The sequence below is a fragment of the Azospirillum tabaci genome, assembly GCF_014596085.1.
In the GTDB taxonomy this organism is placed as follows: Bacteria; Pseudomonadota; Alphaproteobacteria; order Azospirillales; family Azospirillaceae; genus Azospirillum; species Azospirillum tabaci.
This window is the reverse complement of record NZ_JACCJY010000023.1, coordinates 49,667-67,696: the sequence shown is the minus strand read 5'-3', so window position 1 is coordinate 67,696 and position 18,030 is coordinate 49,667. Positions and strand designations below refer to the sequence as shown.

The 18,030-nt window shown below is 69.1% G+C and carries 15 protein-coding genes; 10 read left to right on the top strand and 5 right to left on the bottom strand.

Features of this window, described 5'->3' with window-relative positions; translation table 11 throughout:
• Window positions 1-45: 45 nt before the first annotated feature.
• Window positions 46-864 carry a M48 family metallopeptidase gene (locus H0B54_RS20060; RefSeq protein ID WP_188261796.1) on the bottom strand — a complete coding sequence of 273 codons (819 nt, stop codon included), beginning with the start codon at window positions 862-864 and terminating at the stop codon, window positions 46-48.
• 197 nt (window positions 865-1,061) lie between these two features.
• Between H0B54_RS20060 and H0B54_RS20055 the strand changes: the two genes are divergently transcribed.
• From H0B54_RS20055 to H0B54_RS20020, 8 genes are all read left to right on the top strand, one after another.
• Window positions 1,062-2,192 (top strand): PAS domain-containing sensor histidine kinase, encoded by a 1,131-nt coding sequence (locus H0B54_RS20055; protein ID WP_188261795.1) that lies wholly within the window; start codon window positions 1,062-1,064, stop codon window positions 2,190-2,192.
• Between the two features lie 201 nt (window positions 2,193-2,393).
• A complete protein-coding gene (locus H0B54_RS20050) occupies window positions 2,394-2,768 on the top strand; it encodes a hypothetical protein (protein ID WP_188261794.1) in 375 nt (124 codons plus the stop codon).
• Between the two features lie 319 nt (window positions 2,769-3,087).
• Complete coding sequence (ugpB, locus tag H0B54_RS20045) at window positions 3,088-4,425, top strand: sn-glycerol-3-phosphate ABC transporter substrate-binding protein UgpB (RefSeq protein WP_188261793.1); 1,338 nt, start codon at window positions 3,088-3,090, stop codon at window positions 4,423-4,425.
• Window positions 4,426-4,616: 191 nt separating this feature from the next.
• Window positions 4,617-5,501 carry a sn-glycerol-3-phosphate ABC transporter permease UgpA gene (ugpA, locus tag H0B54_RS20040; protein ID WP_094305179.1) on the top strand — a complete coding sequence of 295 codons (885 nt, stop codon included), beginning with the start codon at window positions 4,617-4,619 and terminating at the stop codon, window positions 5,499-5,501.
• Window positions 5,498-6,370, top strand: coding sequence for a sn-glycerol-3-phosphate ABC transporter permease UgpE (gene ugpE / locus H0B54_RS20035; RefSeq protein ID WP_211109463.1), 873 nt, complete (start codon window positions 5,498-5,500; stop codon window positions 6,368-6,370). Before ugpA ends, ugpE begins: the two co-directional genes overlap by 4 nt.
• Before the next feature lie 3 nt (window positions 6,371-6,373).
• Window positions 6,374-7,447: a sn-glycerol-3-phosphate import ATP-binding protein UgpC gene (locus H0B54_RS20030; RefSeq protein WP_188261792.1), complete on the top strand. Its 1,074-nt coding sequence runs from the start codon at window positions 6,374-6,376 to the stop codon at window positions 7,445-7,447.
• Window positions 7,448-7,497: 50 nt separating this feature from the next.
• On the top strand, window positions 7,498-7,932 hold the full coding sequence (locus tag H0B54_RS20025; protein ID WP_188261837.1) for a VOC family protein: 435 nt from the start codon (window positions 7,498-7,500) through the stop codon (window positions 7,930-7,932).
• A 189-nt stretch (window positions 7,933-8,121) separates the two neighbouring features.
• Window positions 8,122-8,631 carry a hypothetical protein gene (locus H0B54_RS20020; RefSeq protein ID WP_188261791.1) on the top strand — a complete coding sequence of 170 codons (510 nt, stop codon included), beginning with the start codon at window positions 8,122-8,124 and terminating at the stop codon, window positions 8,629-8,631.
• A gap of 23 nt (window positions 8,632-8,654) precedes the next feature.
• On the opposite strand, the gene H0B54_RS20015 is transcribed toward H0B54_RS20020, so the two are convergent.
• Window positions 8,655-10,091, bottom strand: a complete 1,437-nt coding sequence (locus H0B54_RS20015; protein WP_188261790.1) for a DEAD/DEAH box helicase — start codon at window positions 10,089-10,091, stop codon at window positions 8,655-8,657.
• A 462-nt stretch (window positions 10,092-10,553) separates the two neighbouring features.
• Here H0B54_RS20015 and H0B54_RS20010 point away from each other — a divergent pair, with 462 nt between their 5' ends.
• On the top strand, window positions 10,554-11,024 hold the full coding sequence (locus H0B54_RS20010; RefSeq protein ID WP_237904835.1) for a Fur family transcriptional regulator: 471 nt from the start codon (window positions 10,554-10,556) through the stop codon (window positions 11,022-11,024).
• Complete coding sequence (locus tag H0B54_RS20005; protein WP_014241688.1) at window positions 11,021-11,245, top strand: hypothetical protein; 225 nt, start codon at window positions 11,021-11,023, stop codon at window positions 11,243-11,245. The genes H0B54_RS20010 and H0B54_RS20005 overlap by 4 nt, the downstream gene beginning before the upstream one ends.
• Window positions 11,246-11,261: 16 nt before the next feature.
• Here the strand turns inward: H0B54_RS20005 and H0B54_RS20000 are convergent, their stop codons facing one another.
• The 3 genes from H0B54_RS20000 to H0B54_RS19990 form a co-directional block, all read right to left on the bottom strand.
• Window positions 11,262-12,602: a DUF1329 domain-containing protein gene (locus H0B54_RS20000; protein WP_188261789.1), complete on the bottom strand. Its 1,341-nt coding sequence runs from the start codon at window positions 12,600-12,602 to the stop codon at window positions 11,262-11,264.
• Between the two features lie 85 nt (window positions 12,603-12,687).
• Window positions 12,688-15,654 (bottom strand): hybrid sensor histidine kinase/response regulator, encoded by a 2,967-nt coding sequence (locus H0B54_RS19995; RefSeq protein ID WP_188261788.1) that lies wholly within the window; start codon window positions 15,652-15,654, stop codon window positions 12,688-12,690.
• A complete protein-coding gene (locus H0B54_RS19990) occupies window positions 15,651-17,972 on the bottom strand; it encodes a PAS-domain containing protein (RefSeq protein ID WP_188261787.1) in 2,322 nt (773 codons plus the stop codon). Before H0B54_RS19990 ends, H0B54_RS19995 begins: the two co-directional genes overlap by 4 nt.
• Window positions 17,973-18,030: the final 58 nt, after the last annotated feature.

The following is an 18,030-nucleotide window of genomic DNA, read 5'->3' as shown; positions in this document are numbered from 1 at the left end:
AACGATGGGGGAGGCGCACTCTAGCAGAGGCTCGGCGCGACCCCGTCACGGCGTTTCGGCATGACCGTCATTTGCAGGTGAAACCATTTCGGTCCCCTCACGGCCGCCCTCGCCGCCCCCTTCACCGTAGCGCAGCAGCCGCGCGCCGTTGGCCTTCAGCCAGAGGCGCGGCGTGCGCACGTCGCCGGTCAGCTGCGCGCACAGCGTCCAGAAGCGCTGGGAGTGGTTCATCTCGCGCAGATGCGCCACCTCATGCCCCACCACATAATCCAGAACGGATTCCGGCGTCAGGATCAGCCGCCAGGAGAAGGAGAGGCGCCCGGTGGCGGAGCAGCTTCCCCAGCGGCTCTTGGTGTCGCGCACGGTGACCGCGGCGACCCGCGCGCCGATCAGCGCGGCCTTGGCGCGCGACCGTTCGGCCAACTCCCGCCGCGCCTCCGCCATCAGGAAGTCGCGCACCCGGCGGGCGACATGCTCCGCCCGGCCGCCGACCAGGATCGCGCCGTCCTCGCGCCGGGTCGCCCCGCGCAGGTCCGGGCTGTGCCGGATAACGTGGTCGATTCCCAGATAGGGCACCGTCGCTCCGTCGGCGAAGGGCAACTGCGGCGGCAGGGCGGCCAGCCGCGCCCGGACCCAGCCGTCGTGCCGCCCGACGAAGCGCAGCGCCTCGGCCTCCGGAACGCCCACCGGGATCACCACCTGGATCAGCCCGCGCCCGGCGTCCACCCGCAGGGTCATGCGGCGGGCGCGGGCGCTTTCCCGCAGCTCCAGCGGCACGGGCAGGCCGGCGACGGTCAGGGCGCGCGGAGCCTTCGGACGGAGGATGGGGGTTTTGGAGGGCTGGGATTTGCGGCGGAAGAACATACCTGACTTATAGCCCGCATGGCCGGCCGGGGCCAATGGGGCCGTTCTCTTTCACATTCAAACGGAATTTGTCCCAAGTGAGTTTTGCATGTGATATTTGACACTGGGGCAAGGTGGCGGGATAAACGTGCTGTAATCCCAGTCCTTGTGGTGAAGTCGTGGTCGAGTATACCGGAAAGAACTCAACCAGAGGTCATATGACGCATCGTGCGATCTGGCTTGAGGCTCTGGTCTCCGCCAACGGCGCCGCTCACGCTCTGCTTGGGTTGGACGCGCGGCTTCTCGTGGTCAACCAAGCCTTTGCGGCGGCCTTCGGCTGCCTGCCGGAGGAGGTGGAGGGCAAGGAGCTGACCGAGCTGGGTGTTCCGGCGGCCATTGTCTCCCAAGTGGAAGCGCAGGTCCGCCGCGCCGCTGTCACCGGGGCGCCGGTGTCGGCCTTCGGCCTGCTGCCCCGCGGCGAAATGGTGCTGAGCCCGGTGCGCGACGCGGACGGGGCGATCACCGCGGTCGCCGCCATCGCCGACACCGCCGCCGCCACGCTGGCCGCCGCCCGCGCCGAGGCCGAGCGGGCGAAGGCGGAGACCGAGCGGATTCGCCAGGAGGCCGAGACGGGACGGACCGCCATCGGGCGTTTCCTGTCCGCCGCCAGCCACGACCTGCGCCAGCCATTCCAGGCCATGCACCTGTTCCACCATCTGCTGATGGGCCGCCTGACCGATCCCGGCGCGCGCGATCTGGGCGAGAAGCTGGAGATGTCGATCGAGGCGGCGGAGGCGCTCCTGCGCGCCTTGCTGGACGTGTCGAAGCTGGAAGCCGGGCTGGTCCGGATGCAGGTGCAGACCTTCCCCATCGACGAGACGCTGGGCCGCCTCCTCAACGAATTCGCGCCGGAGGCCGACGCCAAGGCCCTGCGCTTCAACGTCCGCCCCGCGGACGCGGAAGTGAGCACCGACCCGGTCCTGCTGGAGCAGCTTCTGCGCCCGATCCTGTCCAACGCCCTGCGCTTCACCGAGTCGGGTGGCGTGCTGCTGGCGGCGCGGCGGCGCGGCGGGGCGTTGCGCATCGAGGTGTGGGACACCGGGCTCGGCATCGCCCCCACCGACCAGTCGGCGATCTTCGACGACTTCCACCAGCTCGGCAACCCGAACCGCGACCGCCGGCATGGGTTGGGGCTCGGCCTCGCCATCGTGCGGCGTCTGGCTGCGTTGCTGGGCCTGCCGGTCTCGCTGCGCTCGGTGCCCGGCAAGGGTTCCGTCTTCGCGGTGGATGTCCCGCTGGCGGTGGAGAGCGCCGAGGCGTTGCCGGTCGAGAGCAGCAGCGCGGCGTGACGGGGCGGGGAGCCCCTTTTCCTCCATCCCACCGAACGAACAGAGAGCGTCGTCCTCGCTTGCGCTCACCGACCCGTCCATCGGTGCCGCGCCGGGCGTCGATGGAGCGCGCATAATTCCTCCGAAGGCCGAGGCCGTTCACGGCCCGCCGCGCCCAGCGTTCTGGGTGCGCCTCTACGCGGCCTGCGATCGGGGGAAAGCATGGTTCGCAATGCAGGGTGCCGGCTGGCCGGTTGTCTGGCGGGGGTTGCGGTGGCCGTCGTTGTGGCTCTGCCCGCCAGCGCACAGACGACGAGTCTGGATTGGGACCAGCGCGGCTGCGTCTTCGGCCCCCGGCCCGGTCTGGACCGGCTGGTGCCCGGCTACAACCCCGGTGCGCAGCCCTATTACTGCCCGCCGCCCGCCGCCCTCTACCCGGCGCCTCCGGTCGCGACTCCCTCGGCGGCGCTCTATCTGTCGGCGCCGAGCCGTTCCTACTGCCTGCTGCGCTCCTCGGGCCTGATGGGCAGCACCCTGTCGCAATTGGCCGGGTCCCTGTGCCGGGACGACGCTGCACTCTGGGCACTCGCCCGGTGATAGCGACATGGTGATACATCCGTGTTGATACGTACGGCTGATTGACAGTCCTTCCCTCTATCCTTAAGCCTTGTAAAAAAAGAGAAACACACATACGGGGAGGAATACCATCAATGCCGGCGCAGCATCCGTCACCGCCCTAAGTCCCGTCCCATGCCTTTGCGCGTCCAACGTTGCAACCGTGAGGAGCGGGTGCGGCGCGTCCGTGCGCGCGCCTGAGGGACACGTCATCAAATCTTCAAAAGACCGTCGCGGGACCGCAACCCGCGCCCTGCATGTCAGCACATCACGCAATCGAATGGTTCAGGGAGAGACCACCATGCTGACCCGCCGCAAGCTCGCCGTCTCGACGGCCGCCTTCGCGCTCGCCGCCGGATTCACCGGCGCCGCTTACGCCCAGCAGAAGACCGTCGTCGAATTCTGGCACGGCCTGCCCCAGCCGCTCGGCGGCCAGCTCGAGCAGGTGGTGAAGGGCTTCAACGACAGCCAGGACAAGGTCCAGGTCAACCCGACCTTCAAGGGCAGCTATCCGGAGACGATGCAGGCGGCCATCGCCGCCTTCCGCGCCGGCAACGCCCCGCACGTCGTGCAGATGTTCGAGGTCGGCACCGCCACCATGCTGTCCGCCGGCCCGGCCATCAAGCCGGTGCACCAGCTGATGAGCGAGACGGGGTCGGGCCTCGACGCCGCGGCCTACATCCCGGCGGTCCGGGGCTATTACAGCTCCAAGGACGGCAAGATGATGGCCCTGCCGTTCAACAGCTCCACCACCATCACCTTCTACAACAAGGACGCCTTCCAGAAGGCCGGTCTCGACCCCAACAAGCCGCCGGCCACCTGGCCGGAGGTGGCCGACGCGGCGCGCAAGCTGAAGGCGGCGGGCGTGACCTGCCCGATGACCTTCTCCTGGCCGACCTGGACGCAGTTCGAGCAGGTCGGCGCGCTCCATGACAAGCCCTTCGCGTCGGAGGCCAACGGCTTCGGCGGGCTGAACGCCACGCTGAAGATCAACGACCCGTTCTTCGTGAAGCATCTCCAGACGCTGATCGACCTGCAGAAGGAAGGCGCCCTGCGCTACGGCGGTCGCGACAACGCCGCGGACTCGCTGTTCCCGTCGGGCGAATGCGCGATGATCCAGGCCTCGTCGGGCCTGCGCGGGCGGATCGTCAAGGAGGCCAAGTTCAACTGGGGCGCCGCTCCGCTGCCCTACTGGCCGGACGCCATCTCCTCGCCGAAGAACTCGATCATCGGCGGCGCCTCCTTCTGGGTGATGACCTCGCCCAAGCGCACCGCCGACGAGTACAAGGCCGTCGCCGCCTTCTTCAGCTACCTCGCCCGTCCGGAGGTGGACGCCAAGTGGCACATGGACACCGGCTATGTCCCGGTGACGCTCCAGGGCTTCGAGCTGGCGAAGAAGGAAGGCTTCTACGAGAAGAACCCCGGTGCCGAGGTGCCGGCGGAGCAGCTGACCCGCACCGCCACCACGGAGAACACCATGGGGCTGCGGCTGGGCAACCTGCCGGAAATCCGCAACATCATCCAGGAGGAGATGGAGAAGGCGTTCCAGGGCCAGCAGACCGCCCAGCAGGCGCTGGACAACGCAGTGAAGCGCGGCGACACGGTCCTGCGCAACTTCGAGCGCGCCAACAAGACCTGAGTGGCGCGGCGGTTCGTCCCCCTCTCCCGTCCCGGGAGAGGGTGCCCGCGTAGCGGGCGGGTGAGGGTCGTACGAAGATCAAGGCGGTGTCCTTGGCAGCACCCTCACCCTTCCCACGCCTGCGGCGCGGGCCCCTTCCCTCTCCCGGGGCGGGAGAGGGCTGAAAGAACCGGAGACAACCGAAGGGTTCCATGCAACGTCGCGTGATTTTCGACAACAAGGCGCTGCCCTACCTGCTGCTGGCGCCGCAGGTGGCGGTGACGCTGATCTTCTTCATCTGGCCGGCGGCGCAGGCGCTGTGGCAGTCGGTGCATCTCCAAGACGCCTTCGGGCTGCGCAGCCAGTTCGTCGGGCTGGAGAATTTCGAGGCGGTGCTGAGCGACCCGAACTATCTGGAGACGGTGAAGACCACCATCATCTTCAGCGTGTCGGTGACCGTCCTCTCGCTGGGCTCCGCGCTGGGGCTGGCGGTATTGGCCGATTCGAAGATCCGGGCGGCCTCGGCCTACAAGACGCTGCTGATCTGGCCCTACGCGCTGGCGCCCGCGGTGGCGGCGGTGTTGTGGATGTTCATCTTCAACCCGGACATCGGCATCCTGGGCCGCGCGCTGAACAATCTCGGCTACGCCTGGGACTACCGGCTGAACGACGGGCAGGCGCTGACCATGGTCATCCTGGCGGCGAGCTGGAAGCAGGTCTCCTACAACTTCATCTTCTTCCTGGCCGGTCTCCAGGCGATCCCGCGCTCCGTGCTGGAGGCGGCGAGCATCGACGGGGCAGGGGCGGTGCGCCGCTTCTGGACGATCACCTTCCCGCTGCTGTCGCCGACGACCTTCTTCCTGCTGGTGGTGGACGTCGTCTACGCCTTCTTCGAGACCTTCGGCACGATCCACGCCCTGACCCACGGCGGGCCGGGCAAGGCCACGGAGACGCTGATCTTCCGCGTCTACCAGGACGGCGTGGTCAACCACGACCTGGGCGGCTCCTCGGCGCAGTCGGTGATCCTGATGGTCATCGTCATCGCGCTGACCGCCATCCAGTTCCGCTTCGTCGAGCGCAAGGTGCATTACTCATGAATCCCGACCGCGCCAATCCGCGCTCCGGCGGGCGTCTGATGGACATGGTCCCGCACCTCATCCTGATGCTGGGCGTCCTGATCTTCGCCTTCCCGATCTACGTGACGGTCATCGGCTCGACCTGGGACGCCGCCACCATCGGGCGCGGCAACCTGCCGCTGACTCCCGGCGGGGAGATGCTGAACAACTACGCCTCGGCCTGGAGCGAGTCGCAGGGCAACCGCGTCATGCACACGCCCGTGCGCATCATGATGTGGAACAGCCTCGTCATGGCGCTGGTCATCGCGCTGGGCAAGATCGCCATCTCGATCATCTCGGCCTACGCGGTGGCCTTCTTCCGCTTCCCGCTGCGCATGGTCTTCTTCTGGATGATCTTCATCACGCTGATGCTGCCGGTCGAGGTGCGCATCATCCCGACCTACGAGGTGGTGGCGAACCTCGGCCTGATCGACAGCTACGCCGGGCTGACCATCCCGCTGATCGCCTCGGCCACGGCGACGCTGCTGTTCCGGCAGTTCTTCCTGACCATTCCGGACGAGCTGGCGGAGGCCGCGAAGATCGACGGGGCGGGGGCGGTGCGCTTCTTCCTGGACGTGGTGCTGCCCCTGTCGCGCACCAACATCGCGGCGCTGTTCGTCATCCTCTTCATCTATGGCTGGAACCAGTATCTCTGGCCGCTGCTGATCACCAACAGCGCGGAGATGGAGACGGTGGTCATCGGCATCACCAAGATGATCGGCAACGGCGAGGCCGCGACCGACTGGAACCTGATCATGGCGACGACGGTGCTGGCCATGCTGCCGCCGGTGGCGGTGGTGGTGCTGATGCAGCGCTGGTTCGTCAAAGGCCTTGTGGACAGCGAGAAATAAGAAATGGCAACGGTCGATCTGAATCGGGTCCGCAAGTCCTACGGCGCCGTCGAAGCCATCAAGGGCATCGACATCAGCGTCGCGGACGGGGAATTCCTCGTGCTGCTCGGCCCCTCGGGCTGCGGCAAGTCCACGCTGCTGCGCATGGTCGCCGGGCTGGAGAGCATCACTGGGGGCGAGATCGCCATCGGCGGGCGGGTGGTCAACGGGCTGGAGCCCAAGGACCGCGACATCGCCATGGTGTTCCAGAACTACGCGCTCTACCCGCACATGAGCGTGTTCGACAACATGGCCTACGGGCTGAAGATCCGCGGCCTGCCCAAGCCGGACATCCAGGCGCGAGTCGCCAAGGCCGCGGAGATCCTGGAGCTGAACCGTTTCCTCGACCGCCGGCCCAGCCAGCTGTCGGGCGGGCAGCGCCAGCGCGTGGCCATGGGCCGCGCCATCGTGCGCGAGCCCGCCGCCTTCCTGTTCGACGAGCCGCTGTCCAACCTGGACGCCAAGCTGCGCACCCAGATGCGCGTCGAGATCAAGCGGCTTCAGGACCGGTTGGGCATCACCAGCCTCTATGTGACGCACGATCAGGTGGAGGCGATGACGCTGGCCGACCGCATCCTGGTGATGAATCACGGGGTGGCGGAGCAGGTCGGCACGCCGCTGGAGGTCTACCAGCGTCCGGCCAGCCTGTTCGTAGCCGGCTTCATCGGGTCGCCGCCGATGAACGTGCTGGACGCGCGCTTCGACGCCAGCGGGCAGGCGGTGGCCCTGCCCGGCGGCACCGCCTTCGTCCTGCCGCGCCCGCGGCCCGACATGGCCAGGCGGCCGGTCAAGCTGGGCGTGCGGCCAGAGCATCTGGCCGTTACCCCCGGCCATGGGCCGCTGATCGTCACGGTGGATCTGGTGGAGGCGCTGGGCGCCGACACGGTGGTCTACGGACGCCTGCCGGACGGGGAGGGGCTGGTGGTCCGTGTCGCCGGCCTGCCGTCCTGCCGTGAGGGCGAGACCCTGCGCGTCGGTGCGCCGCCCGACGCGCTGCACCTGTTCGACCCCGAGACAGGACGGCGTTTGCCTGATTAAACTGGTCGGGTATAGAAGCAACAGGGAGGGGGGCGAAGACCCCCATGAGCATGAGCGCAACCGACCGCAAACCCGTTCCGCCCTTCCACCTCGCCTTCCCCGTCCGCGACAAGGAGGAGGCGCGCGCCTTCTACGCCGGCCTGCTGGGCTGCGGCGTGGGGCGGGAATCCGACCGCTGGATCGACTTCGACCTCTACGGCCATCAGGTGGTGGCTCATGTGACCGAGGAGGCCGCGACCCGCGCCACCAACCCGGTGGACGGTGAGGAGGTGCCGGCCAGCCATTTCGGCGTGATCCTGGAGTGGGACGACTGGCACGCGCTGGCCGACAAGCTGAAGGCCGAGGGCATCCGGTTCCTGATCGAGCCGCAGATCCGCTTCAAGGGTCAGGTGGGCGAGCAGGCCACCATGTTCTTCCTCGACCCGAGCGGGAACGCCCTGGAGTTCAAGAGCTTCCAGGACATGGGGCAGATTTTCGCGCGGTGATGCCGGCGGCAATGCTTTGACGCCATCGGCATTTCCTTCACCCCGGAGGGGAAGATCCGGCCCATGCAGCCGGTGCGATTTTCCCCTCCGCCTTGGCGAAAGCCCATGTTTTCGCGTCATCGGGATGGCATGGAAGCTGCTAATGGGAAATTGCCGAAGCAATCTCGCCGGTCAGCCGTGAGGTGTCCCATGGGCAGCCTGCCCGTCACCGTGGCGGGATTCGGATCATCCGGGGCGTACGCACTGAACGGCGGCATGGTCACCCGCTTCTCCGCGGCGACCAAGGCGACGCCGGAGATGATGGCGCGCGTCGGAATCGGCGATTCCGCCTTTCAGCAGCAGATGAGGATCGCGGCGGACCCGAACGCCGTGGACCCGGCGGTCACGGCGCGCAGCCGCGCCGTGCAGGCCCACACCGTGTTCCGGCAGGGCGGTCAGGTCGTCGCCGCCGTCTGGCGGGACGGGCAGACGCAAATGAGCAACGGGCTTGCGTCGCGGCTGGATTGGAGCGCGCTTGAGCGGCAGACCGCCGCCCTGTCCGACGCGCAGCGGCGGCAGGTGATCGCCGCGGCCATCGCCAAACAACTCGGCGGGAGCGTCCAGGTCCAGCGCTATGGCGACAGCGGCGCGGCGCCGACGCGTGGCGCGGTGATCGACGAGCAGGCCGCGGCAAATCGGGCGGTGCGCGGCGGGCGGTGATCCCGCCGCGCACCGGACAGACTTTAGGCCGCGGACCGCTTGTTGCCGCCCGGCTGGCCGCCATGCGGGGCGGGGCGGCGGTTGTGGCGGTTCTGCTGGTTGGCCGAGGCCTTGGCCTTCAGCGGCTGGTCACCGGTGGCGCCGGCAACCCGCGCGCCCTGCGGCGCCGGCGGCTTCGCGCCGTGGGCCTTCGGCGCCTGAGGCTTCTGGCCCTGCGGCTTGTTGCCGCCCGCCGCCTGCTGCGGCTGGCCGCGGCCCGGACGGGGCTGCTTGGGCGCCGGCTTCGGCGGCTTGGCGGAGGAGGCGTGGATCGCCGCCACAACCGACGCGTGGTAGGGATGGTCGTGGTCCGCCGGGACCGGCTGGCGGATGGTCTTCTCGATGGCCTTCAGATAAGCCACCTCCTCGGCGTCGCAGAAGGACACCGCGCTGCCGTCGGTGCCGGCGCGGGCCGTGCGGCCGATGCGGTGGACGTAGCTTTCCGGCTCGTTCGGCAGGTCGAAGTTGATGACGTGCGTGATGCCGTCGATGTCGATGCCGCGCGCCGCGATGTCGGTCGCCACCAGCGCCTTCAGGTCGCCGCTGCGGAAGGACTCCAGCGCGCGCACGCGGGCCGACTGCGACTTGTCGCCGTGGATCGCGTCCGCCGGAACGCCGGCCTTCTTCAGATGGTCGGCGATGCGGTCGGCGCCGTGCTTGGTGCGGGCGAAGACGATGGTCCGCTCCATGGCGCCGTCCTGAAGCAGGTCGGCGAGCAGGCGGCGCTTGTCGGCGCGCTCCACGAACAACACGCGCTGGGCGATGCGCTCCACCGTGGTGGATTGGGGCGCCACCTCGATCCGCTCGGCGTCGGTCAGGATGCTGTGCGCCAGCTCGACCACGCCTTCCGGCATGGTGGCGGAGAACAGCAGGGTCTGGCGCTGCTTCGGCAGGACCGCGACCACCTTCCGCACGTCGCGGATGAAGCCCATGTCGAGCATGCGGTCGGCCTCGTCCAGGACGAAGATCTCGACCTGGTCGAGCACGCACTGCTTCTGGGCCATCAGGTCAAGCAGGCGGCCCGGCGTGGCCACCAGCACGTCGGTGCCGCGGGCCAGCGCCGCGACCTGCGGGCTCTGCCCGACGCCGCCGTGGATCACCGTGCGGCGGATCGGCAGGTGCCGGCCGTAGGTGCGGAAGCTCTCGCCGATCTGCAGAGCCAGCTCGCGCGTCGGCGTCAGGATCAGCGTGCGCGGCGCCTTGGCCTGCACGCGCTTCTTGTTCTGGAACAGCCGCTGGAGGATCGGCAGGGTGAAGGCGGCGGTCTTGCCGGTGCCGGTCTGGGCGAGGCCGAGCACGTCGCGGCCTTCCAGAAGAACGGGGATGGCGCCGGCCTGGATCGGCGTGGCGGTCTGGTAACCCTCTTCGGCGACGGCGCGCAGAAGGGGCTCGATCAGGCCGAGGCCACTGAATTCGGTCATACGGGGAGGGTCCTGGTCACGTGAAAAGAGGCTGCACCTGGGCCGTGCCCGGACATGGCCGGGGGCGGCGTGGCTTGGGGCGCTCCGCCGCGGGAGTGCGCGGAGCCATCAATTCACCGTGGGAAGGCGCAAGTGGCGCCGGTACCGGGACGACGAGGAGCCGGCAGCCCCAAAGCAAAATCGACCGCCCACACATAGGCGGTGGGGTGGCTTTTGGCAAGCGAACAAGGACCTTGGCCCCGTTCCGGACCGGAATTGTCCCTATGCCGGGCGGCGTTTTAGGGGAACGGTGGGGATGGCGGGGGGAGTTTCGGCAGGTGAGGCATTTTGCCGCGCGAATTCCCGGACAGAAAAACGGGGTATAAGATTGCGAATGAATTTCAGTATTATGATGCGCGCTGCAGCATGGCGCCCCGGGTCGCGGGACATGGCGCCGGAACGGATGGCAAAGGCGGTGGGGCAATGACGTCGCGTCTCGAATCCTTGTGCCTGGAAAAGGGGCTGAAGATGACCGGCCAGCGCCGGGTCATCTCTCAGGTCCTGTCGGAGTCGGAGGACCATCCCGACGTGGAGGAGGTTCATCGCCGCGCCGTCCTGATCGACCCACGCATCTCCATCGCCACCGTCTACCGCACCATGCGCCTTCTGGAAGACGCGCAGGTGATCGAGAAGGTGGACCTGGGCGACGGCCGCGCCCGCTACGAAGAGGCGTCCACCGACCATCACCACCACCTGATCGACACGCGCAGCGGGCGGATCATCGAATTCGCCAGCCCGGAGCTGGAGGCGCTGAAGGAGCGCATCGCGCGGGAGCTGGGCTACCGCATCGTCGGTCACCGGCTGGAAATCTACGGCGTCCCGCTCGACAGCGTGTCTCTCGACGGCGGCGACGCGCTGGACGGCAACTCTGGGGAAGGCGGGGAGCGTCGATGAAAAGCATGCGCTGGCTGACGATCGACCCCTATCCGGCGGTGAGCCTGAATTGCCGCGACGCGGTCCAGCGCTGTTACGCCGGTCTGTGCGACTGCGGCCAGCCGGAGCGCTACGCGCTGGAGGCGGCGGTGACCGTCTTCCGCTACCACCATCCGGAAACCCCGCCCTTCCAGGCGGAAACCATCGTCAGCCAGTGGGTGGCCGGCCCGGTCCGGCACTGACCTCCCGCCGGCCGCCTCACCAGCGCCGCCGCTTGCGCTCCAGCGTGTCGGGGGCGAAGTCCTCGGGCCGCAGGGGCTTGGCGAAGTCCGGCGGGGCGAGTTGGTTGTCGAGGCCGCTCACCACATAGCGGTCGCCCGTGAGGTCGTAGGTGATCTCCAGCGCCGGGGCGAAGACGGGCAGCTGGGGATAGCCGATCCCGTGCGCCTCCGCGTAGCGGACCAGATCGCCCTTGGCGTCGTAATGGTCGGCCATGACGATCTGCCAGGAATCCTCGTCCAGATAAAAGGTGCGTTCCGGCAGGGCGTGGCGGAAGCCGGATTTCAGCCGCGCCTCGACGATCCAGACCCGGTGCATCTCGTAGCGCAGGAACTGCGGGTTGGGGTGGCCCAACCACAGGAAATCCACCGGGGCCAGACCGGGCGTGTTCATCCGGCTGGCGTTGTAGGGCACATACATTTCCCGCCGTGTCACCAAGGCGAAGTCGAAACGGTCGAGCGGGCCGCTGAACATGTCCAGCATGTCGGCGGTGCGGATGCCGCCGCTGGCCGGGTCCGGCGTGTCGTAGACGAAGTCGGGCGCGCGGACGGGCTTGCCGGTCTCCCCCTGGCGATACCAAGCGGCGAAGCCGGACTGGATCGGGTTCAGCGTGCCGTGCAGCAGCAGAGTGGTCCCAGCCTCCGCCTTGGGCATCAGGGTGGTGCGGCGGTAGTGGAAGGGGCGCCCGCCGTCGATCCCGGCGGCGTAGCTGGATTGCCAATCCTCGCGGTAGACCGCCGCGGTGTGGATGCCGCCGGCCTCCGGCAGGACGGTGGCGCCGGTGCGGCTGAAGGAATTGCCGCGCCAGCGCAGGATGTGGTTCCACATCGCCTGCACGCCGTTGGCCGGGATGGGAAAGGGAACGCCCACCCGCGCCCCGCTCAGCGCCAGACCGTTCTCGCCAAGCTTGGCGCGTTTGGCGTTCTCGATCGATTCGTCGTAGACCCGCTGTGGGGCGGCGGCGCTGCGGCGGCTGGGGAAGACCGGGATTTCGAAGGACGGGTACTTGGTCAGCATCTCCTGGAGGCCGGCGGACAGGCGGACCTTGTAGCGGTCGATATCCGCCGGCCCCACGGTGAACCAGCGCCCGTCCTCGTCGTAGGGGTCGGGCAACGGGGTGCCCGGCTTCCAGCCGTCGGGGACTTGGGTCAGCCCTCCCTTCCAGGCTGGAATGGCCCGCGTCCGGCTGGCGCCGCGCACCGCGCCGAAGGGGGTCAGCTCTTCCCCCAGGGCGGGAAGCTTATCCTGCGCGGCGATCGGGGCGGCGTAGGGGAGCACCGGCAGGGAGAGCAGCAGGCTGGAGAACTGGCGGCGGTTCATGCGCGTCTCGCGGCGTGGCGGGGTGCGGGGACGATACCCCAATCGGACGCCGCTTCGAACGGACAAAGGACGTTCAAAAGGGTGTTCAGGGGGGCGAAGCCGTGGCGATGAAGCGTTCGACCTCCCGCATCGTCTGTTCCAGCGCCGCCGCCAGCGCGGTCACCCGCTCCCAGGAGGCGTCCTGCATCACTGCCTGCTCCAGCGCCTGCGCCGCGTCGCCGAGCGGCTTCGCCCCGGCGTTGCGGGAGCAACCCTTCAGATTGTGCGCGCCGGCACGGATCGCCGTTGCGTTCCGCGCGGTGACGGCGTCGGCGACCTCGTCCGCGATGTGGCGGCCGATGCCGACGAAGTCGTTCAACAGCTCCTCTATCAACGAGCGGTCGTCGCCGCAGAGCTGGCGGAGCGCATCAAGGTTGATCGGGGGAAGGCCGATCGGAGGAAGGTTGCTCGGGGGCAGGTCGACCGGCGGGCTCTCCGGGGGCGGAGAGGAAGGGCGCGGCGCCACAGGGTCCGCAACCACGGGCGGCAGGAAGCGGGCCAGCGCGGCGTCGAGCTTCACCAGATCCAGCGGCTTGCTCAACGCCTCGTCCATGCCGGCCGCGCGGTAGCTCTCGATGTCCGCCGGGGCGGCGTTGGCGGTCAGCGCGATGATCGGCAGATGGGCACCGGTCGCGCGCTCCGCGGCGCGGATGCGGCGGGTCAGCTCGAACCCGTCCACCTCCGGCATTTGGATGTCGGTCAGCAGCAGGGCGTAGCGCCGCCGCCCGAGCGCGGCCAAGGCGTCCGCCCCGCCGGTGGTCAGCTCCGCCGTGTGGCCCAGCGCGGTGAGCTGCATCTGCAGGACCTTCCGGTTGATGGCGTTGTCCTCCGCCACCAGGATCAGCCGCCCGAGAGCCTCCGCCTCGGCGATGACGCGCTCCGGGCTGAGCGGGGCCGGGGCGCAGGGCGCTGCGGGTGGTGGGCCTTCGCAGGGCGAGGCGTCCGCCAGGGCGCGCCCGGCGGCCACCGCAACGGCGTGCACCAGGGGGGCGCGGCGGACCGGGCGGTTCACCGGGACCGCCCCGTCGGCGAGGTGGCCGCCGATGGCCGTGGAGTCCTGCAGCAGCACCGTCGGCACCTGCGCTTCCCCGACGCGGCGGCCCAGCAGTTGCGGCGCCTGGGCGGCGGCGGGGGTGTGCAGCGCCTCGTCGACCACCACGACGTTCAGCGCGCCGCGTTCCGCTTGGGCCATGCGGGCCTGTTCGGCCAGCGCGTCCGGTTGTCCGGCGGCCAGCACCCGCGCTCCGGCGGCTTCCAGATAGCGGGCGACGATCCGGCGCTCCTCCGTGTCCGGCAGGCCGACCAGGACGGTCAGGCCGGAGAGAGCCGGTTCTTCCGGGGCCGCCGTGGGCTCGGGCTCGGGCGGGGCGGAGTCGGCCGCGGCGCTCAGCGTCAGCTCGACCCAGAAGGTGGAGCCTGTCCCCGGCGCGCTGTCCACCCCGATCGCCCCGCCCATCAGCGCGACCAGACGCCGGCTGATCGACAGGCCCAGCCCGGTGCCGCCGAAACGCCGGGCGGTCGAGCTTTCCGCCTGGGTGAAGGGCTGGAAGAGCTGGCGGCGCGTCGTCTCGGAAATGCCGATGCCGGTGTCCGCCACCTCGATGCGCAGCCGGGTGCTGCCCTGGCTGTCGTCGTCCGTCCTGGCGGCAAGGGCGGCCTGCACGACGATGCGCCCGCGTTCGGTGAACTTGATGGCGTTGCCGCACAGGTTGAACAGGATCTGGCGCAGCCGCACCGGATCGCCGATCAGCGCCGGCGGGATCGCCGGCTCCACATAGGTCAGCAGCGCCAGCCCCTTGGCCCGCGCCGCCGGGGCCAGCGTGTCGGCCACCCCTTCGACCAGGGCGGGGATGGAGACGGGCACCTGCTCCAGGTCCATCTTGCCGGCCTCGATCTTCGAGAAGTCGAGGATGTCGTCGATGATCCGCAGCAGCGAGGTCGCCGACTCCCGCATGGTCGCCACGGTGTCGCGCTGCCCGCCGTCCAGCGGCGTGCGTTCCAGCAGCTCCAGCATGCCCAGCACACCGTTCATGGGGGTGCGGATCTCATGGCTCATGGTGGCGAGGAAGGCGGACTTGGCGGTGGTCGTCTGCTCCGCTTGGTCCTTGGCGCGTTCCATCTGGCGCTCGGCCAGCTTGCGCCGCGTGATGTCGTAGACCCAGGCGAGATGGACCGGGCGACCGTCGAGCAGCGTGGGGTCCACCGACACCAGCGCCCAGAAGATGGAGCCGTCGGCCCGCCGCACCCGCACCTCGGCGTCGCGCAGAGAGCGGCGGAAGAAGGTCCAGTGCGTCTCGTGCGCCTCGGTGTTGTCCGGTTCGATGAACAGGTCGGCAATGGAGACGCCGACCAGCCGCTCCTTCGGCACGCCCAGCAGATGGACCAGCCGGTCGTTGCACATGACGAGGACGCCGTCGTGGGTGTAGGCGCAGACGCCGACCGGGCTCGATTCCAGGATGGCGCGCATCTGCTCGCGGCTCTGCCGCAGCTCGTGCGTCCGCTCGGCCACCTTGGTTTCGATGGAGCGGATGTGGTCGTAGGCGCGCAGCGCCGCGATCACCGCGGTGAACAGTCCCTCCGCCGACAGGTCGGCCTTCGACTTGTAGTCGTTGATGTCGCAGCCGACGATCACGTCCCGCTGCGGCGCCTGCCCGGGCTGGCCGGTGCGCAGGATGATGCGGACGTCGAGGTTGCCCAGAGGGCCGCGGATCCAGCGGACCAGCGTCAGCCCGGCGTTGTCGTCCTCCATCACCACGTCCAGCAGGATGACGGCGATGTCCCGCCGGGCGCGCAGGACGGCGCGGGCCTCGGCGGCGGAGCGGCAGCCGATCAGCTCCAGCCGGCGCCCTTGAAACTCGACGTCGTCCAGCAGGAGGGCGGTCATGGAATGGACGTCGGCCTCGTCGTCCACCACCAGGATGGGCCAGGGCGGGGTCTCGTCCCCGTCCCCGCCCTCCTCGTCGGCGAACAGGATCTCGTCGTCGGTGTCGGGCATGATCTGCTCGTCGGTCATGCGGCGTCGGTTGCCGGGCCCTTCCCGGCGGCGCTGGCCGTCCGGGGCGCCGTCACGGGAATCCGCAGGAGAAAGGTGGTGCCCCCGCTGGCGGTACTGTTCGGGGGCGGGCTGTCCACCGAGATCCGTCCGCCCAGCGATTGGGTCACCAGATTGAAGACGATGTGCAGGCCGAGCCCGCTTCCCCCGGTGCCGCGCTTGGTCGTGAAGAAGGGTTCGAACACCTTGGGCAGATTGTCCGGGGCGATCCCGACCCCGTCGTCGGCGAAGCGGATGTCCAGCTCGCCGTCCGGCAGCTCCTCCACGCTCAGCGCCATCGCCCCTTCGCGGCCGTCGGGGAAGGCGTGGGTCAGCGCGTTGATGACCAGATTGGTGATGACTTGGCTGAGCGCGCCGGGATAGCCGTCCATGGCGATGCCGTCCGGGCAGGCGACGGTCATCCGGTGCGGGCTCTTGCGCAGGCGCGGTCCCAGCGAGGTGATGATCTCGTCCAGGTAGGAGCGCAGGTCGAAGCGGCGGCGCTCCTGGCTGGTCTGGTCCACGGCGACGCGCTTGAAGCTCTGGATCAGCTCTGCCGCGCGGGTCAGGTTCTGTTCGATCAGGCGCGAGGATTCGCCCGCCGCCGCCACATAGGCGGTCAGGTCGGACTTCTTCATGGTGCCCTTCGCGAAGGCCTCGGTCAGCGTCCGCGTCTTCGAGGCCAGATGGGTCGAGCAGCTGTAGGCGATTCCCACCGGCGTGTTGATCTCATGCGCGACGCCGGCCACCAGCAGGGCGAGCGAGGCCATCTTCTCGGCCTGGACGAGGCTGTCCTGGGTCTCCTTGAGGTCGGCGTAGGCGGTCTCCAGCGCCTCCATGGCGTGGAACACCTCCTCGGCGGAGCGTGCCTCCACCGTCACGTCGGTGAAGGTGCGGACGAAGCCGCCCTCCGGCAGTGGGTTGGACCGCACCTCGATGATCGTGCCGTCGGGCCGCCGCCGCTTGAAGGCGAAGGGCTGGTCGGGGACCACCGCGGTCTCGTCCAGCTCCAGGTCGGGATCGATGCTGAAATCCTCGAAGGCGCCCTGGGCGCGCTGGAGCTGGATGATCTCGGGGAACAGCGGGTTGCGGGCCAGGAAGGCCGCCGGGACGTCGAGAAGCTCCGCGGCGCGGCGGTTGGACATGACGATCCGCAGGTTGCGGTCCACCATGATGATGCCCTGGTCGGTGTTGTCGAGCGTGATCTGAAGGACGTTCCGCTCGCGCGCCAGATCCCGTTCGGCCTGTACGCGCTCCGTCACGTCGGACATGGTGCCGGTCAGGCGGAGCGCGGTTCCTTCGCCGTCGCGCAGGGCGGTCGCCCGGTCCTCGATCCAACTCCAGCCGCCGTCGCGGCGGCGCATGCGGTAGACGGTGGCGTAGGCGCTGTCCTTGTCGCGCACGCGGCTGCGGGACTCCGCGACGACGCGCCGCCGTTCCTCCGGATGAATCAGCGACTCCCAGGTCTGCGCGGTCATGGCCAGTTCCGCGGGGCCGTAGCCCAGCAGGGCCGGAAACTCCTTCGACCACCAGTACTGGCCGGTCCGCAGGTCGTAATCCCAGACAGAGGAGCGGGTGGCGGCGATGGCCAGCCCCAGCCGCTCCTCGCTCTGGCGCAGAGCGGCCTCCTCCTCGTCCAGCCGGGCCAGCATGCCGTTGTAGGCGGCGATCACCCGCCCCAGCTCGTCGGCCGAGGACCATTGCACGCGCTGGCGCAGATGCTCCTGCTCCGCGGTGCGGATCGACGCGATCAGCCGGCCCAGCGGCACGCCGATGGTCAGCCGGTGGGCGGTCAGCGCGGTGATCAACGTGCCGACCAGCATCAGCAGCAGGAGCCACAGCGTGTTGACCATCTCCTGCCGGATCTGCTCGTCCACCGAGGCGTAGCTGAAATGGAGCGTCAGCGTGCCGAGCCGTTGGTTCTGCACCTGGATCGGACGGCGCACCGTCTCGCGTCCGGCGAAGGGGCGGCAGTCGGCGTCCGGCCATGCGAAATGGCCGTCGGCGAGTTCGTCCGCCACCTCGATGCAGAGAAGCTCGCGGTTGACGGAAATCGCCTGGATGATGTTGCGGACGGCCGGGACGTCCACGGCCCACAGGCTGGAGGACAGGGCGACGGCGTTGATCTCGGCCACCGCCTCGATCCGGTCGCGCAGGGCGCCGCGCAGGTCCTTGTACTTGCCGTAGAAGAAGATCGAGGAGAAGCCGAGCGTGGTCAGGATCAGGATGGGAATCAGGATCAGCAGGAATTTCGCCGACACCGTCGGCACCGTCTTCCACGCCTGCTCGATCACCGTCATGAAGGGGTATCCCGCTGCGGGGTCGCACGACCGGGGTGGACCGGCGGCACGGCGCCGC

Coding starts and splice junctions, on each gene's coding strand:
- H0B54_RS20050 (WP_188261794.1), top strand. CDS start 2,394: ATGGTTCGCAATGCAGGGTGCCGGCTGGCCGGTTGTCTGGCGGGGGTT.
- H0B54_RS19995 (WP_188261788.1), bottom strand. CDS start 15,654: ATGACCGACGAGCAGATCATGCCCGACACCGACGACGAGATCCTGTTC.
- H0B54_RS20030 (WP_188261792.1), top strand. CDS start 6,374: ATGGCAACGGTCGATCTGAATCGGGTCCGCAAGTCCTACGGCGCCGTC.
- H0B54_RS19990 (WP_188261787.1), bottom strand. CDS start 17,972: ATGACGGTGATCGAGCAGGCGTGGAAGACGGTGCCGACGGTGTCGGCG.
- ugpE (WP_211109463.1), top strand. CDS start 5,498: ATGAATCCCGACCGCGCCAATCCGCGCTCCGGCGGGCGTCTGATGGAC.
- ugpB (WP_188261793.1), top strand. CDS start 3,088: ATGCTGACCCGCCGCAAGCTCGCCGTCTCGACGGCCGCCTTCGCGCTC.
- H0B54_RS20000 (WP_188261789.1), bottom strand. CDS start 12,602: ATGAACCGCCGCCAGTTCTCCAGCCTGCTGCTCTCCCTGCCGGTGCTC.
- ugpA (WP_094305179.1), top strand. CDS start 4,617: ATGCAACGTCGCGTGATTTTCGACAACAAGGCGCTGCCCTACCTGCTG.
- H0B54_RS20015 (WP_188261790.1), bottom strand. CDS start 10,091: ATGACCGAATTCAGTGGCCTCGGCCTGATCGAGCCCCTTCTGCGCGCC.
- H0B54_RS20010 (WP_237904835.1), top strand. CDS start 10,554: ATGACGTCGCGTCTCGAATCCTTGTGCCTGGAAAAGGGGCTGAAGATG.
- H0B54_RS20060 (WP_188261796.1), bottom strand. CDS start 864: ATGTTCTTCCGCCGCAAATCCCAGCCCTCCAAAACCCCCATCCTCCGT.
- H0B54_RS20005 (WP_014241688.1), top strand. CDS start 11,021: ATGAAAAGCATGCGCTGGCTGACGATCGACCCCTATCCGGCGGTGAGC.
- H0B54_RS20020 (WP_188261791.1), top strand. CDS start 8,122: ATGGGCAGCCTGCCCGTCACCGTGGCGGGATTCGGATCATCCGGGGCG.
- H0B54_RS20055 (WP_188261795.1), top strand. CDS start 1,062: ATGACGCATCGTGCGATCTGGCTTGAGGCTCTGGTCTCCGCCAACGGC.
- H0B54_RS20025 (WP_188261837.1), top strand. CDS start 7,498: ATGAGCGCAACCGACCGCAAACCCGTTCCGCCCTTCCACCTCGCCTTC.